General features: G+C 74.4%; 14 protein-coding genes. 6 read left to right on the top strand and 8 right to left on the bottom strand.

The genetic code is table 11. From position 1 onward, the window contains the following. Window positions 1-45: 45 nt before the first annotated feature. Window positions 46-747 (top strand): methyltransferase domain-containing protein, encoded by a 702-nt coding sequence (locus tag C1703_RS10300; RefSeq protein WP_114251636.1) that lies wholly within the window; start codon window positions 46-48, stop codon window positions 745-747. 49 nt (window positions 748-796) lie between these two features. Here the strand turns inward: C1703_RS10300 and C1703_RS10305 are convergent, their stop codons facing one another. Beyond that, window positions 797-1,009, bottom strand: coding sequence for a hypothetical protein (locus C1703_RS10305; RefSeq protein WP_031115848.1), 213 nt, complete (start codon window positions 1,007-1,009; stop codon window positions 797-799). Between the two features lie 193 nt (window positions 1,010-1,202). On the opposite strand from C1703_RS10305, the gene C1703_RS10310 reads away from it, so the two are divergent. Beyond that, window positions 1,203-2,402: a bifunctional adenosylcobinamide kinase/adenosylcobinamide-phosphate guanylyltransferase gene (locus C1703_RS10310; protein WP_114251638.1), complete on the top strand. Its 1,200-nt coding sequence runs from the start codon at window positions 1,203-1,205 to the stop codon at window positions 2,400-2,402. Window positions 2,403-2,486: 84 nt separating this feature from the next. Here C1703_RS10310 and C1703_RS10315 read toward each other — a convergent pair whose 3' ends face one another. Next, window positions 2,487-3,533, bottom strand: a complete 1,047-nt coding sequence (locus C1703_RS10315) for a class I SAM-dependent methyltransferase (protein ID WP_114251640.1) — start codon at window positions 3,531-3,533, stop codon at window positions 2,487-2,489. A gap of 177 nt (window positions 3,534-3,710) precedes the next feature. Here C1703_RS10315 and cobT point away from each other — a divergent pair, with 177 nt between their 5' ends. Further along, the gene (gene cobT / locus C1703_RS10320; RefSeq protein ID WP_114251642.1) at window positions 3,711-4,820 is read left to right on the top strand and encodes a nicotinate-nucleotide--dimethylbenzimidazole phosphoribosyltransferase; all 1,110 of its coding nucleotides are present in this window, start codon (window positions 3,711-3,713) and stop codon (window positions 4,818-4,820) included. 144 nt (window positions 4,821-4,964) lie between these two features. Next, the gene (locus tag C1703_RS38910) at window positions 4,965-5,663 is read left to right on the top strand and encodes a hypothetical protein (RefSeq protein ID WP_157993091.1); all 699 of its coding nucleotides are present in this window, start codon (window positions 4,965-4,967) and stop codon (window positions 5,661-5,663) included. Here the strand turns inward: C1703_RS38910 and C1703_RS10330 are convergent. Then, entirely contained in the window at window positions 5,603-6,367 is a 765-nt protein-coding gene (locus tag C1703_RS10330) for a hypothetical protein (RefSeq protein WP_114251644.1), read from the bottom strand. The genes C1703_RS38910 and C1703_RS10330 overlap by 61 nt on opposite strands. A gap of 60 nt (window positions 6,368-6,427) precedes the next feature. Here C1703_RS10330 and C1703_RS10335 point away from each other — a divergent pair, with 60 nt between their 5' ends. Next, window positions 6,428-7,210 carry an adenosylcobinamide-GDP ribazoletransferase gene (locus C1703_RS10335; RefSeq protein ID WP_114251646.1) on the top strand — a complete coding sequence of 261 codons (783 nt, stop codon included), beginning with the start codon at window positions 6,428-6,430 and terminating at the stop codon, window positions 7,208-7,210. A gap of 51 nt (window positions 7,211-7,261) precedes the next feature. Here C1703_RS10335 and C1703_RS10340 read toward each other — a convergent pair whose 3' ends face one another. From C1703_RS10340 to C1703_RS10360, 5 genes are all read right to left on the bottom strand, one after another. Further along, window positions 7,262-8,041 carry an endo alpha-1,4 polygalactosaminidase gene (locus C1703_RS10340; protein ID WP_114251648.1) on the bottom strand — a complete coding sequence of 260 codons (780 nt, stop codon included), beginning with the start codon at window positions 8,039-8,041 and terminating at the stop codon, window positions 7,262-7,264. Next, window positions 8,038-8,688, bottom strand: a complete 651-nt coding sequence (locus C1703_RS10345) for a spherulation-specific family 4 protein (RefSeq protein ID WP_114251650.1) — start codon at window positions 8,686-8,688, stop codon at window positions 8,038-8,040. Before C1703_RS10345 ends, C1703_RS10340 begins: the two co-directional genes overlap by 4 nt. Next, on the bottom strand, window positions 8,685-10,193 hold the full coding sequence (locus C1703_RS10350; protein WP_114251652.1) for a hypothetical protein: 1,509 nt from the start codon (window positions 10,191-10,193) through the stop codon (window positions 8,685-8,687). Before C1703_RS10350 ends, C1703_RS10345 begins: the two co-directional genes overlap by 4 nt. Further along, window positions 10,190-11,713, bottom strand: a complete 1,524-nt coding sequence (gene pelF / locus C1703_RS10355; protein WP_114251653.1) for a GT4 family glycosyltransferase PelF — start codon at window positions 11,711-11,713, stop codon at window positions 10,190-10,192. Before pelF ends, C1703_RS10350 begins: the two co-directional genes overlap by 4 nt. Window positions 11,714-11,828: 115 nt before the next feature. Continuing rightward, the gene (locus tag C1703_RS10360) at window positions 11,829-13,862 is read right to left on the bottom strand and encodes a hypothetical protein (protein WP_114251656.1); all 2,034 of its coding nucleotides are present in this window, start codon (window positions 13,860-13,862) and stop codon (window positions 11,829-11,831) included. Between the two features lie 55 nt (window positions 13,863-13,917). Here C1703_RS10360 and C1703_RS40120 point away from each other — a divergent pair, with 55 nt between their 5' ends. Continuing rightward, window positions 13,918-14,043: a hypothetical protein gene (locus C1703_RS40120; RefSeq protein ID WP_269803200.1), complete on the top strand. Its 126-nt coding sequence runs from the start codon at window positions 13,918-13,920 to the stop codon at window positions 14,041-14,043. Window positions 14,044-14,259 lie beyond the last annotated feature (216 nt).

The following is a 14,259-nucleotide window of genomic DNA, read 5'->3' on the forward strand; positions in this document are numbered from 1 at the left end:
CTGGGCAAGCTGGGCGGGTTGCGCGATGTCGTCCGGCAGGAGCTGGTGGCCCGCCAGCTGGACGAGCAGATAGTCGGGCGGTTCCCGGTCGGGCAGCGGCTGCGGGTGCTCGACGTGGGCATGGGCCAGGGCACGCAGGCGCTGCAGCTGGCCCGGGCCGGGCACCAGGTGACCGGTCTGGAGCAGGACCCGACGATGATCGCCGCGGCCCGGGAGTCCCTCGCCGGGGAACCGGAGGGCATCCGGGAGCGGATGCGGATCATCGAGGGCGACGGCCGGGACACCGGCGTGCACTTCCTGCCGGGCAGCTTCGACGTGGTGCTCTGCCACGGCGTCCTGATGTACGTCGAGGAACCCGACCCGCTGCTGGCGGGGCTGGCCCGGATGCTCGCGCAGGGCGGGCTGCTGTCCCTGCTCGTGCGCAACGGGGACGCGCTCGCGATACGGCCGGGGCTGTCCGGCGACTGGGCGGGCGCGCTGGCCGCGTTCGACACGACCGCCTACCGGAACCGGCTGGGGCTCGACGTACGGGCCGACCGGCTGAAGGACCTGACGGCGACGCTCGCCGGTATCGGGGCGCCGCTGCACGCCTGGTACGGGGTGCGGGTGTTCACGGACACGGCGGCGGACGGCGCCGAGATCCCGGCCGACGTGGAGACGCTGCTCGCGGTGGAGGAGAAGGCCGGGCGGACGGATCCCTACCGCGGGGTGGCGGCGCTGCTGCACCTGTGCGGCGTACGGGGCTGACGCCCAGGACACGGCGGGTGGGCGGGGGCCGACGGCCCCCGCCCCCGGCTCACGCCTCGGCCGCGTGCAGGCTCATCGGCCCGTAGATCTCCGTGGCGTCCTCGAACAGCCGCACCTGGTCGGCACCGCCCTCCTTCAGCGCCTTCCAGTGCTCCCCGATCCAGGACTCGGCGTCCCCCTGGGTGGGGAACTCCTCCGGCGGCACCGCGGGCTCGACCTCCGTCCCGTCGGTCTTCTCGAACCGCCACGTCCATGCCGCCATGTACGCCTCCCATGTGTGTGAGCACACTGCAGAGCGAAAGCCTATGCGCTCCGCCGGGTGGGGCGTCATGGGCCTTGCGGGGGGTGCGGGTCGTGGGGCGTGTGCGGGTGGCGGGGTGTTCGCGCGGTTCCCCGCGCCCCTATAGGGGCGTCTCCGTCACGCGTGTTCCATGCCCAGGGGTGAGAATCGGGGCGTGGAACTGACTCTGCTCGGCACCGGTGCTCCCGCGGGGCTGCCCCGCCCCGACTGTCCCTGCGCGGCCTGTGCGGCCGCCCTCGGCCCGGACGCGCGGGCGGCGACCGCGCTGCTCCTGGACGGGGTGCTGCTGCTCGACCTGACGCCCGGGGCGGCGTTCGCGGCGGCCCGGGCGGGCCGCTCCCTGACCGGCGTGCGTCAGGTGCTGCTGTCTCATCCGCACGACGGGCCCGTGGTGGAGGTGCCGGCCGGGGTGCCGCAGCCCGGGCGGGTGCCGGACGGGCGGGAGTTGACGCTGCTGACGGGGCACCGGGTGCGGGCGGTGGCCCTGGACGCGCCGGGCACGGGGTACGCGGTGACCGGGCCGGAGGGGCAGCGGCTGCTGTATCTGCCGCCGGGCGGGGCGCCGGCGGGGCTTGAGGAGCCGGCCGAGTCGTACGACATGGTGCTCGCGGACGTCGTGGGGCGGCCGGACGCGCTGGCGAAGCTGCGGGCCGTGGGGGCGGTGGGGCCGACGACCGACGTGGTCGCCGCCCATCTGGACCACGACGTGCCGCCGGGCCCGGAGCTCGGGCGGCGGCTCGCGGCGGCCGGGGCGCGGGCCGTGCCCGACGGGGTGACGCTCGCGGTGGGGGCGTACGAGGACGTGCCGGACGTGCCGCGGCGGACGCTGGTGCTGGGCGGGGCGCGGTCGGGCAAGTCGGTGGAGGCCGAGCGGCGGCTGGAGGCCTTTCCGGACGTGCTGTACGTGGCGACGGGCGGGTCGCGCAACGGGGACACGGAGTGGTCGGCGCGGGTGTCCGCGCACCGGGAGCGGCGGCCGGGGTCGTGGCAGACGGTCGAGACCTGCGATCTGGTGCCGCTGCTGGAGGCGGAGGGGCCGCCGCTGCTCATCGACTGCCTGTCGTTGTGGCTGACGGACGCGATGGACGCGGCCGGGGCGTGGGACGACGCGGTGTGGGCGGAGCGGGGGGAGAAGGCGCTGCGGGAGCGGGTGCGGGAGCTGACGGACGCCGTGCGCGCGACCCGGCGGACCGTCGTCGCCGTGTCGAACGAGGTGGGGTCGGGGATCGTGCCGTCGACCGCGTCGGGGCGGCGCTACCGGGACGAACTCGGGCGGTTGAACGCGGGGTTCGCGGACGAGTGCGAGCACGTGCTGCTGGTGGTGGCGGGGCAGGCCGTGGTGCTGCGGGGCTGAGCGGCGGTGTCTCGTCGCTGAGCCCTGGGCATCGCGCGGCTCGGCCCGGCGAGGCGCCTTCCCCAAGCTCTGGGCTCCCCGCGGCTAGGACGGCTTGCGGGCGATGACCCGGTACGCGTTCGCGAAGCGGGTGCGGCGGGCCGCCGGGGCGATGAGGTGGTCCGTCACCGCCGCCAGGGCCACCAGGGGGATGCCCGCCCGCAGCAGCGCGGCGCGGGCGTGCTGGTGGGCCTGGGGCGGGGGGATGGCTCGCCACGGGGTGTCCGGGGCGGGGAGGGCGTGGGAGAGGGCCAGGGCCGTGGCACCGGCGAGGTCGTGGGGGACGTGGGCGGGGCGGTGGTCCAGGGTGAGGATCGTGCAGCCAGCCGCCTCCAGTTCGGCTCTGAGGTTCCGCGGTGGGAGCAGGTGGAGGTGGCGGGGCTGGTCGTAGGCGAGCCACCGGCGGCCCAGCAGGGCGGCGAAGGCGCTGCGGGGGTCCAGGGTCTCCACCAGGAGATGGCCGCCGGGGCGCAGGACGGAGAGGGCCGCCCGGAGTTCCGCCCGGGGGTCCGCCGTGCCCTCCAGGTGGTGCAGCATGCTGACCACGTCGTAGCGGGCGCGCAGCGCGTTGGCGATGCGCGGGTCGGTCAGGCGGCCCACGTGGGCCTCCTCGACGCGGTCGGCCGAGCGGGCCCGGACCACGCGGGGGGTCGGGTCCAGGCCGTCGAACGCGGTGTAGGGGAAGAACTCCCGGGCCGTCGCCGGGAAGCGCGCGTGGCCCGTGCCCACGTCCAGCCAGCTCTCCGGCTCCCCGAAGCGCCGCATCGCGCGGGCGGCCGAGCGGTGCCGGTGCCGGCTCCCGCGCAGCGCGAGCAGGGCGTCGGCCACCTGGTCCCTGGGCGCTCCGCGCACGGTCCGGTGGTAGAGGGCGAGCCCCTCCACGGTGAGGCGGGGGTTCTGGAAGGTGTGGCCGCAGTCCCGGCACTCGTCGACGGTGAAGCTGCCCGGCTTGTACCGCCGCAGGTCACCGGTGCGCAGCCGGTTCTTCAGGCGGGCCGAGCCGCACCAGGGGCAGTCCTCGCGGCGCGGTTCGTGGACGCGTGCGGTGGCTTGGGGGGCGGGGAGTGCGGAAGGGGTGGGATGGGCGGACATGGGCGGCTCCCGGGCGCGAGGGCGTACAGCGGGGACGCACGGCGATCCGGTACCGCGTACGACAATCCGCTGCAAAACGGAACGTATGGGATGCCGATCTTGGGTGCAACGACGCCGTCCCGGCGGAGTCGCGATGTGCCGCCGTGGTGTTCGACCGGTGCCGGTACTGTTCGGCGAATGAGCTCGCTTAATCTCGACGACTTCTCCGATCTGATCGAGCGTCCGGACGGCGGGATCCGCCGTGACGCCGAGGCGCGCCGGGAGCGACAGATCGTGCCGCCCGGGGCGCTGGGCCGCCTCGACGACCTGGGTGAGTGGCTGGCGGCGGCGCAGTCCGCCGTGCCGGTGCGGCCGGTCGAACGGCCGCGGGTGGTGCTCTTCGCCGGTGACCACGGCGTCGCCGGGCTCGGCGTCTCGGCCCGGCCCGCGGGCAGCGCCGGGGAGTTGGTGCGCGAGGTGCTGGAGGGCGGCCGGCCGGTGTCGGTGCTCGCCCGGCGGCTGGGCGTGCCGGTGCGGATCGTCGACATGGCTCTGGACTGCGACCCCGAGGCCCTGCCCGAGGACGTCGTACGGCACCGGGTGCGGCGCGGCAGCGGCCGGATCGACGTCGAGGACGCGCTGACGCCGGAGGAGGCCGAGGCGGCGTTCCGGGCCGGGGTCGCGCTGGCCGACGAGGAGGCCGACTCGGGGACGGACCTGGTCGTGCTCGGCGATGTGAGCGTCGGCGGGACGACGGCGGCGGGCGTGCTGGTCGCGGCGCTGTGCGGGGTCGACGCCTCGGTCGTCACCGGGCGGGGCGGGCTGGCCATCGACGACCTGGCGTGGATGCGCAAGTGCGCGGCGATCCGCGACGCGCTGCGCCGGGCCCGGCCGGTGCTCGGGGACCAGTTGCAGCTGCTGGCGACGGTGGGCGGGGCCGACCTGACGGCGATGACGGGCTTCCTGTTGCAGAGCGCGGTGCGGAAGACGCCGGTGGTGCTCGACGGGGTGGTGACGGCCGCGTGCGCGCTGGTCGCGCAGCGGATCGCGTTCCGGGCGCCGGACTGGTGGCTGGCCGCGCACGACAGCGGGGAGCCCGGGCAGGCCAAGGCGCTGGACCGGATGGCCCTGGAGCCGCTGCTCACCCACGGGGTGACCGTCGGTGAGGGTGCCGGGGGCCTGCTGGCGCTGCCCCTGGTGCAGGCGGCGGCCGCGCTGGCGGCGGAGCTGCCCGAGAAGCCGAAGGAGTCGGAGGCCCCGGCGGGGTCGGTGGCCCCGGAGGTTCCGGAGGCTCCCGCCGAGCAGTGACGCGGGCAGGAGCCCACGGGAGAGCCAGGTCACTCCGGCCCGGCTCAACTTCGTCCCCGTTCCGGTCGGTCTTGGAACGTGGTGCCGGCTCGACCGAGTCGCCGGCACCCCGGACCTGTCGACGCACGGACGAGGACGACCTGGATGACCACGCTCGCCCGCTGGGCCCGCGCCGAATGGGGCCCGCTGTACGCCGCGGTGCGCGGGCCGTTGCGAAAGCGGCGGTGGCGGGCCGTGCCGCTGGCGGTCGCGGCCGTGTGCCTCACGGCCGTGCTGCACGTCGTGCACCGGCAGGCGTGGGGCTACGGGTTCGTGCAGGACGTCGGTGCCGTGCGCGCCGAGGATCCGCTGTGGCTCGCGCTGCTGCGGACCCCGCTGTCGCTGTTCGTGCCCGCGCTGGATCTGCCGGCGTGGGGCGCGCTGGCGCAGATCCTGCTGGTGTTCGGCATCGCGGAGCTGTGCCTGGGCTGGTGGCGGGCCCTGGCGATCGCCTATCTCGCCACGCTCGCGGGCACGCTGTACGCGCGGCTGGGCATCTGGCTGGGGCCCGACTCCCCACTCGGCCTGCCCGCCTCGGACGCGTGGGTCGTGGACACCGGGCCGTCCGCTGCGGTGGTCGGCCTGGCCGTCTTCCTGGGCCGGCGCTACCGGGCGCATGTCACGGCGGGTGCGGTGATCGTGGCGATGGTGGTCGAGGTCGCGCTGAAGGAGAACCTCGCCGGCAAGGAGCACCTCGCGGCGATCGCGGCCGTGCTGCTGCTGTGCGCGGGCGCCGAGTGGCGTCAGCGGCGTTCGAGGGTGCGGGCCGGTTCGGGGTCGGGCGCGCCGCCGAGCCAGTCCTGAAAGGCGCGTCTGGGGCCCGCCCAGCGGCGGTCGTGGTGGTAGGCGCGCAGCCCGGACCTGGCCCGGGCGCGGGGGCGGCGCCGGTAGAAGCGCTTGGCCCACGGGGAGCCCGGGCGGGCCAGCCGTACGGCGGCGACCAGGGCGACGAGGGGCACGATCACGCCGACGACCGCGAGGCGGACCTTGCCCTTGAACAGGGCGATGAGGGCGAACGCGAAGTTCACGACGACGTTGACGATGACGGCGGCGCGGTTCTCCTGCTGGTCCTCGGAGAGGTCGTTGACGCCGAGGGGCGAGAAGCCGATCAGGAGCAGGCCGACGAGGGCGGCGGTGAGGACGACCATCTCGACGCTCTTGCGCCCGGCCGGGGTCCAGTAGACGTCGGCGAGGTGCAGGACGAGGGCGAACTCGTCGAGGACGAGGCCCGCGCCGATGCCGAAGACCACCGCGGCCAGCGCCGAGCCGAAGCCGTGCTGTCCGCCCGCCACCGCGCCGAAGCCGCCGACGATCGTCAGGACGACCCCGGGGACGACGTGGTGGACGTGGACGCCGCCGCTGCCGCTGATGTTGCGGAAGGGGCCCTTGCCCGCCCGGATGAGGCGGGTGATCGTCCGGGTGATCAGGAACGTCAGCACGAAGGAGACGAGAGCGAGGAGCAGCGGCAGTTTGCCGGGTTCGATGATGTTCCGCTCCAGCCATTCCATATGTGAACTTTATCCTCGGGTGCCGTGTGCGCTCTCCTGACCGGCCGGTAGCCTGCGCCGGTGCCCAGTTCCTCGCCCCTCGACGGTGTCCGCTTCGCCTTCGGCACGCTCACGGTGATCCCGGTCCGGGTGACCCGGTGGGACCGGGAGGCGGCGCGCGGCGGCATGCTGTGCGCTCCGCTGGCCGGGCTGGCGGTCGGCGCCGCCGCCGCCGCTGCCGGGCTGGTGCTGCTGTTCCTGGGCGCGGGCCCGCTGCTCGCCGCCGTGGCCGGCGTCGCCGTGCCGGCCGCGCTCACCCGGGGGCTGCATCTCGACGGGCTCGCGGACACCGCCGACGGGCTGGGCAGCGGCAAGCCCGCCGAGGACGCGCTGCGGATCATGAAGCAGTCGGACATCGGCCCCTTCGGGGTCATCAGCCTCGTCCTGGTCCTGCTCGCGCAGGTCGCCGCGCTCGCCCAGGCCTACGAGGCCTCCTGGGCCCGGGGCGCCCTCGCCGCCGTCGTCTCCGCGGCCCTGGCCCGGCTGGCCCTGACCCTGGCGGCCCGGAGCGGGGTGCCGGCGGCGCGGCCGGACGGGCTGGGAGCGGCCGTCGCCGGTGCGGTGCCGGTGCGGGCGGCGCTCGTCGCCGCGGGCGCCGTGACGGCGGTGGCGGCGGCGGCCGGCGCCCTGCTCGGGCCGTACGGCGTGGTCCGTGCCGCGCTCGCGGCGCTGCTCTCCCTGGCCGCCGCCGAGGCGCTGCTGCGGCACTGCGCGCGCCGCTTCGGCGGGGTCACCGGGGATGTGTTCGGGGGTCTCGCGGAGACGGCCGCGACGACGGCGCTGGTCGTTCTGTCACTGGGCTGACACGCTTCCTGACCCGGACACCGGCGGGGACGACGGTCACGGGGACCGGGCTCAGCACTGCTGTCGCCAGGCCCCCAGTTCGTACTTCTTGAGCAGCGAACTCAGGCGCAGCCGGCGGGACTCGGCGCAGAAGCGGCCGGTGGGCACCTCGTACTCGACGTGGAAGACGGCCTTGCCCGCGTCGACGAACGGCTTCAGGGCCTTGCACTCGCCGTACTGGGCGCACTGCTCGTTGACCGCGAAGTCGAAGTCGCCGACCAGTTCCGGGATCTGGTCCAGGTCGTTCTTCAGCCCGACGGCCAGGCCCCGGTCGTGGGCCAGGCGGGCGATGAGGCGGTTGTAGCGGAGCTGGTCGGTGGCGGTCAGCGGGAAGCCCGTGTCGTTGCGGTAGCCGTCCATGTTGTCGGGCTCCACCGCGTCGAAGCCCTTGTCGCGGCACATGTCGAGGCGGGCCGCCATGAGCGGCTCCAGGACGTCGGTGCGGCGGATGTCGAGCCAGCGCTCGCCCCGCCAGCCGTTGCCCCGGCCGAGGACGGTCTTCGGGAACTGCTCCGCGTCCGGGCGGAACTCCTCCCAGGCGCCGGTGGACAGGTAGCAGATGACCTTCCGTCCGTCGTCGTGCAGCCGGGCGACCGTCTCCTCGGGGTGGTCGAAACCGTCGATGTCGTAGACCGGCACGTCGACGGAGGTGTCCAGGCGCCCGCTGAGCTGCCACTGCCAGGCGGTGCCGGGGCGGGGCTGCCAGCGGGGGCCGGGCTTGTCGTCGGGGGCCTGGGTGCAGCCCGCGAGCAGCAGGAGCAGCAGGGCGGCGGGCAACAGCGGACGTCTCACGAAGTGTTCTCCAGGGTGTACGGCAGCGTGCCCCAAGGATGATCTCCGGTTCCGGGCACCGCGCAGTGCACCGCCGCGCCCCGCGCCCGGGCCAGGGCCTCCGGGTCGGCGTCGGGCGGCACGTCGTACACCAGGTGGCACAGCCGTACGTCCGGGCCGCCGGGCCAGGGCTGGGGGTGCTGGGCGCGGTAGGACGCCCAGGTGCCCTCGAAGGTGACGAGGACGTCGGCGATGCGGGCGTAGCAGGGGTGCGGTGCCGTGCCGTGGTTGAGGACGAGGGTGCCGCAGCCGACGCCCCAGGCCGCGACCGCCAGCTTCTGGTAGTGCTCGAACTGCTCGGGCCCGGCGGGGACCTGGTCGAGGAAGGCGCCGTCGGTGCCGTACCAGTCGCGGTGCCGGGTGAGGTCGCGGACGACGTCGCCGGCGGCGCGGCGGCCGTAGTCGGTGTCGGCGTACCCGAGGACCCGGACGCCCGCCGCCCGCAGCCGGGCGGCGACCTCGGCGAAGGCCGCGTCGGGCCGGTCGCCGGGGCCGCTGGCCGGGTTGAGGACCACCCCGTAGAGGCGGGGCGCCGCCGCGACGATCGCGTCCCATTCGGCGGGGCGGGCGGACGGGTGCTCGTAGTACGGGACCAGGAGAGTGCTCATCGGTGGGCGGTTGCCCTCCCCAGCAGGGCGCACACAAGCGCGGCCTGGACGGCGGCCGCCGTGCCGTGGACGACCACGCCGGTCAGGTGCGGATCACCGGTGCGGGTGACGAGGAGCAGGGTCTGGGCGAGGGCGGCGACGCAGCACACCGCCGTCGCGCCGGTCACCGCGCCGAACGACTGGAGCAGCAGGCCCGTCCACAGGACCACGCCCAGCAGGAGCAGCCCGGCCAGCCGGACGCCGCCGGGGAGCGGGGCCTGCGGCCACAGGGCGGCGGCGGCCAGGCTCAGGACGAGCAGGGCGGCGAGGTAGGCGGCCAGGCACTGGACGACGGTCAGGACGGTGGTCCGCCAGAAGTCCCGGGCGGTGCCGCTGGCGCGCAGTCCGGCGAGGCTGTCGCTGCGGAAGCGGTACAGCAGCCACTCGGCGGGCCCCATGCTGAGGGTGAGCGCCACGGCGGCGGGCGCGGCCACCGCGCCCCGCTCGTCGCCGGCGAGGACGTCGCCGAGCGCCGCGTACAGCACCAGGACGCCGGTGCCGAGCCCGAACAGGGCGTAGGGCAGGGACCCTGTGAGCCGGGGGCCGGCGGGCCGGGGCCGCGCGGGGCCGGTGACCGGCCCGCCGAACGGGAGCAGGGCGGCGAGGCCCGCGGTCCAGCCGCCCTCCCCCTTCAGGGCGGGCGCCACCTCGCGCAGTCCCAGCACCGCCACGGCCGCCAGGGAGCCCAGCAGCAGCGCCAGGCTCGCGGCCCGGGGCAGCGGGTCGACGAGGGACAGGACCGCGCCCATGGCCATCGGCGCGAGGGCGACGAGCAGGTGCCGTTCGCGGCCCATCACCAGCAGGACGGTCGCCGCCGCCAGGTAGCAGGACTGTCCGGCGGCGAAGGCGACCACGGCCGGGGCGGCGCTTCCGGCGAAGGCCAGGGAGACCAGGGAGCCGAGCAGCGCGCCCGCCGGGGCCCCGAGCAGCAGGGCGCGCCGGGCGGCCGTCCGGTCGCCCAGCCCCAGCCAGGCGTACGCCCGGTGGGCGAGGCCCTGGTTCCACGTCCAGCCGCACAGGGCGCCGGCCAGCAGCGGGACCGTGCCCGCGGGGAGTCCGAGGTCGCCCGGGCCGGTGAACAGGGGCGCCCCTAGGACGTAGGCGAGGCCGGGGAGGGCGAAGACGACGCCGCGCAGCAGGCAGCCGAGCAGGCCGATCCGCCAGGGGTCGGGGGCCGGGCCGTCGGGTTCGGGGTAGCGGCGTTCGACGCGTTCGTAGAGGGTCTCGGCGAGCGCGAAGGAGTTCTTGACGCCGTACCGCTCGCGTATCTGGTCGTCGGAGAGGCCGTCGGACTCCAGCAGGGCGGCTATCTCGTCCGGGTGGACGGCCGCGGCTATGAAGTCCTCCAGACGGCCGACGAGTTCGTCGACCGGGTCGGGCTGGGCCCAACTGGGCGTGCGCTGCCGGGGAATGCCCGGGAGGGTGTCCGGGCGGGAGCCCGGGGGCAGCCAGACGCTTCCGCTCACCAGCCGGCCCCGTCCGTCGCGACGGCCGCGTACCAGGGGTCGCGCAGTTCCAGCGTCCAGTCGGCGACGGTCTCCAGCGTCGGTTCGTACACCTCGTCCTCGCCCGCGAGTTCCTTGTAGATGGTGCGGAAGGCGTCCACCGAGCGGCGCAGCGTGAAGCGGTCGATGACGCGCTGGCGCGACAACGCGCCCAGTTCGAGGCGCCGTTCGTCGTCCTTGAGCAGGGTCAGCGCGGCGGCGGCCATCTTCTCCGGCTCGCGCGGCGGCACCACCAGACCGGTGTCGCCTACGGCCTCGCGCACTCCCCCGACGTCCGTGGACACCGTCGTACGGCCGCACGACATGGCCTCGATGATGGAGAACGGGAAGCCCTCCGAGATCGACGACAGCATGACGAGGTGCCCGGCCGCGTAGGCCCGCCAGACCTCGCTGATGCGGCCCTCGAAGGTCAGGCCGTCGGTGACGCCCAGTTCGGCGGCGAGCTTCTCCAGCCGCGTGCGGTAGGCCTCGCCGCCGGGCGGGACGGGGCCGAAGAGCCTGAGCCGGGTCGCCGGGATCTCGGCGCGCACCAGGGCGTAGGCGCGGATCAGGGTCTCCAGGTCCTTGATGGGGTCGATGCGGCCGCACCAGGACAGGGTCGGGACCTCGGGCTCGGGGCCGGCGTGCGGGAAGGCGGCCGGGTCGACGCCGTTGTAGACCGTGCGGATCTTGTCGGCGTCGGCGCCGCCGCGCTCCTCCCAGCGGCGGTTGTACTGGTTGCACGGGGTGATCAGGTCGGCGGCGCGGTAGCCGTAGGAGTTCAGCTCCCGGTAGAAGCCGAGCATGAAGGCCTTCACGGGCCAGCGCTGGGCGTCGCGGCGGTAGCCGAGGTAGCGCTCGCGCAGGTAGATGCCGTGCTCGGTGAGGAGGAACGGCACGCCGTCCAGGTGACGCGCGGCGAGCGCGGGCAGGGTCGCGAGGCCGCTGCTGACGGCGTGCGCGACGGAGTCCTCGGGTATGCGGACGCCGAGCGGGCGCAGGGCGTGCTCCAGCAGGTCCGTCGCGGTCAGCGCGTCGTGCACGGTCGGGCGGGCGGCGGCCGTCGGCAGGTGCGGCATGGTCCAGATCCACATCAGCGAGCGCAGTGCCGACTCGGTGCGCAGGGCGGCCGACAGGCGTCCGTCGCGGGCGAGTTCGGCCAGCTCGTTCAGGGACTCGCCGAAGTCGGCGTGCGAGTCGGGTTCGAGGAAGGAGAGCAGGAAACGCTCGTAGGTCTCCGTGAAACGGCGGCGGGCCCTGCCGTACGGGGGCCTGCCGCGGCCGGGGCGCGGGCCCCAGGTCGGGACCGAGGTGTGCCGGCAGACGTTGGGCGGCAGGTCCCAGGTGACGGGCTCCCGGCCGCTGCCGGTGAGCGAGACGAGGTGGAAGTCGACCTCGGGCATGCCCTTGACGAGTTGGTCGCACCAGGTGCTGACGCCGCCGTGGACGTGCGGGTAGGTGCCTTCGGTGAGCATGGTGACATGACGGCCTGTTCGCCTCATGCGGTGATTCCCCCTGTGGTGCGGATGGTGTGCGGGGAACTGCTGCCGGATTCCGAGTGCGGGCTCGTTGTGGCTGGTCGCGCAGTTCCCCGCGCCCCCAAGAAGGGGCGTGCCCTTACGGCAACTTGAGAGTGAGAGCCGACTGGAGTGCCGCCGGGGTCGTCCACGCCGAGCGGGCTCCCGCGTACGGGGTGCCGAACTCGCTGGTGCCCAGGAGGCTTTCCTTCTTGGTGCCCTCCGGTGCCGTCACCGGGATCTGCGTGCCGGACGGCGCCGTGACCGTGACCGTGGTGCCGATGCGGTACGCCGTGACACGGCCGTCGGCCAGGGCGGTCCGCCAGGCGGCGCGGCGCTGCACCTCGGTGCCGATGGCGCTGTGCCGGGGGTTCTCCAGCGGGGTGTCGTCGGCGAACAGCGCCCGGTAGTCGGTGAGCACCTTCTCCATGACCGGGTAGAGCAGCCGGTCCTCGGCCAGGTTGGACTGGTGCGCGTAGTGCGGCCGGGGGTCGCCGGCGAGGACGTGCCCGAGGGCGGTGCGGGCCTCCTGCGGGACGATGTGCTCGGCGTAGCCCGTGTCGGGGTCGAGCGGCTCGTCGAGGCAGGTGGAGGTGGGGTTGTCCTCGCAGACGCCGCTGCCGCCGTCGGCCCGCGAGGTGTAGACCCAGTTGTACTCGTCGGCCATCTCGGCCGCCGTGCCCACGTTGTAGTACACGTTCATCGGGTGGCGCGGCACGGTCAGCGCGTTGCCGATCGCGCGCTGCTCGGGCTCGCGGGAGTTGTCCGAGGCGATCCACCTCACGCCGGTGTCGGCGAGGGCGCCGGCCAGGTTGGGGTTGTCGGCGGGCTGCTGGGGCAGGGTCTTCAGGCCCGAGTGCTCGCCGGTGACCAGTTCGGTGCGGTCGACGGGGAGGCCCTTGTTCACCGCCCAGGTGTGGTTGTCGCGGATCTGCGCGGCGATCTCGGCGCGGCTCATGTACTTCGTCGAGCCGTCGGCGTTCTTCGCGCAGCTCCACGGCACGGTGGAGGTGTCCTGGACGCAGCCGAGGAAGGGGTGCGTGTAGGTGTGGTTGACCCAGCGGTACTGCGCCTTGTCGGCGAGCAGCCGGTCGGTGAGCGGGTCGGTGCCGCCGTGCTCGGTCTTCCACTCCTCGCCGGAGCCGGCGTTGTAGACCATGTCCATGGTGAAGCCGTGCTCGCGCTGCCACTGGGCGGCGTAGGCGGCGTCGTCGGCGGTCATACGGATCGGCGTGGTGCCCTCGCCGTCGCCGCCCGCGCAGTCGAAGTCGCCCGGGGTGCAGTTGCGTGCGGTGTCCCAGCGGCTGTCCGGGGCGAAGACGTCGTCGATGTGGACCGCGAAGGAGTTGCGGGTCTGACCCAGATGCACGCCCTGGGTCAGCCACTCGACTATGCCCCGGGCCAGCAGCCGGAACTGCTGCTGGTTGCCGTTGTAGGCGAAGGTCACCACGAGTTCGCGGCGGCCGTCGTGGGCGTACTCGCCGACGAGGCTGCCCCGGCCGGTGCCGCCGGGCACGGGGATGTCGACGTAGCTGGTGAAGCCGGTGCGCGGCCGGGCCACGTAGCCGTAACTCTCCTGGACGCCCGGGGCGTTGTCCTCGAACCGGAACGCGCCGTCGAGGTAGCCGAACCAGCCGGCCCTCCCGGCCGCGGTGACGGACGCCTCGCGCCCGTCGAGGGTGCCCGCCCAGCCGCCCTCGCTCGTGTAGTCGAGGCCGACCTCCGGGTGGGCCCAGGTGTAGGCGTCGACCTGCGGGATGCCGAACGTCTTCTCGTAGCTCTCCAGGGCGGTCTGCTCGGCGGAGCCGGCGCCGAACGGGGCCTCGTTCGGCAGGACGACGCCCTGGTACTTGGCGCGGGGCCGGCCGTTCACGGTGTCGCTCAGGAACGACTCGGTGATCTTGGGGCGGCCGGTGTCGTTCAGGTCGACGGTGGTGTACGGGATGCCCGTGCTCTTCAGCTGGGCGGTGACCGCCCGGACGGGGCTGTCGCCGTTGTCCACCACCAGCACCTTCAGATCGATGCGCGGGTCTTCGGCGGCCGCCGCCCCGGGGGCCACCGCCCCGGCCGTGATCATGCCCGCCGCCGTCACCGCGGCGGCCGTGTCTCTCCATCTGCGCGCACGCTGCGCCATGGTTCCTCCCCCAGAAGATCCCGGAATCCCCTTGCGGTCGAACAGAGGAGGATCCGTGGAAATCATGCAAAGCGGCGAGCAGGGCGCTCACCGGATCCCGATGAGTGTGACTCAGTTCACCGACATACAGGATCAAGAAATGGCCACTACGCCACCGACAGGTGAACGCCCGCAGGAATGAGCGAACGGGGCCACGCGCGTAGTCTCGTCGTCGAGTGTTCGCCGCACCGGGGAAGGCCCCGTGATACCCGAACCCTGAGGTCGGAATAGGGTCGGTCGGCGATCTCCCGCCGTCCGCCCGAAGGGCGGGCCCGGCGGGGTCTGGTGCGTGCAGCTGCAAGGCGGAGGAGGGAGTCGATGCGGAGCATCGGCGACTGACGACAACGCCGCAGATGTG

It is taken from the genome of Streptomyces sp. Go-475, from assembly GCF_003330845.1.
Lineage (GTDB): Bacteria > Actinomycetota > Actinomycetes > Streptomycetales > Streptomycetaceae > Streptomyces.

Bases quoted from the DNA above. Each gene is read 5' to 3' on its own strand.
- C1703_RS10305 (WP_031115848.1), bottom strand. From the start codon at position 1,009: ATGGCGGCATGGACGTGGCGGTTCGAGAAGACCGACGGGACGGAGGTC.
- C1703_RS10315 (WP_114251640.1), bottom strand. From the start codon at position 3,533: ATGTCCGCCCATCCCACCCCTTCCGCACTCCCCGCCCCCCAAGCCACC.
- cobT (WP_114251642.1), top strand. From the start codon at position 3,711: ATGAGCTCGCTTAATCTCGACGACTTCTCCGATCTGATCGAGCGTCCG.
- C1703_RS38910 (WP_157993091.1), top strand. From the start codon at position 4,965: ATGACCACGCTCGCCCGCTGGGCCCGCGCCGAATGGGGCCCGCTGTAC.
- C1703_RS10330 (WP_114251644.1), bottom strand. From the start codon at position 6,367: ATGGAATGGCTGGAGCGGAACATCATCGAACCCGGCAAACTGCCGCTG.
- C1703_RS10345 (WP_114251650.1), bottom strand. From the start codon at position 8,688: ATGAGCACTCTCCTGGTCCCGTACTACGAGCACCCGTCCGCCCGCCCC.
- pelF (WP_114251653.1), bottom strand. From the start codon at position 11,713: ATGAGGCGAACAGGCCGTCATGTCACCATGCTCACCGAAGGCACCTAC.
- C1703_RS10360 (WP_114251656.1), bottom strand. From the start codon at position 13,862: ATGGCGCAGCGTGCGCGCAGATGGAGAGACACGGCCGCCGCGGTGACG.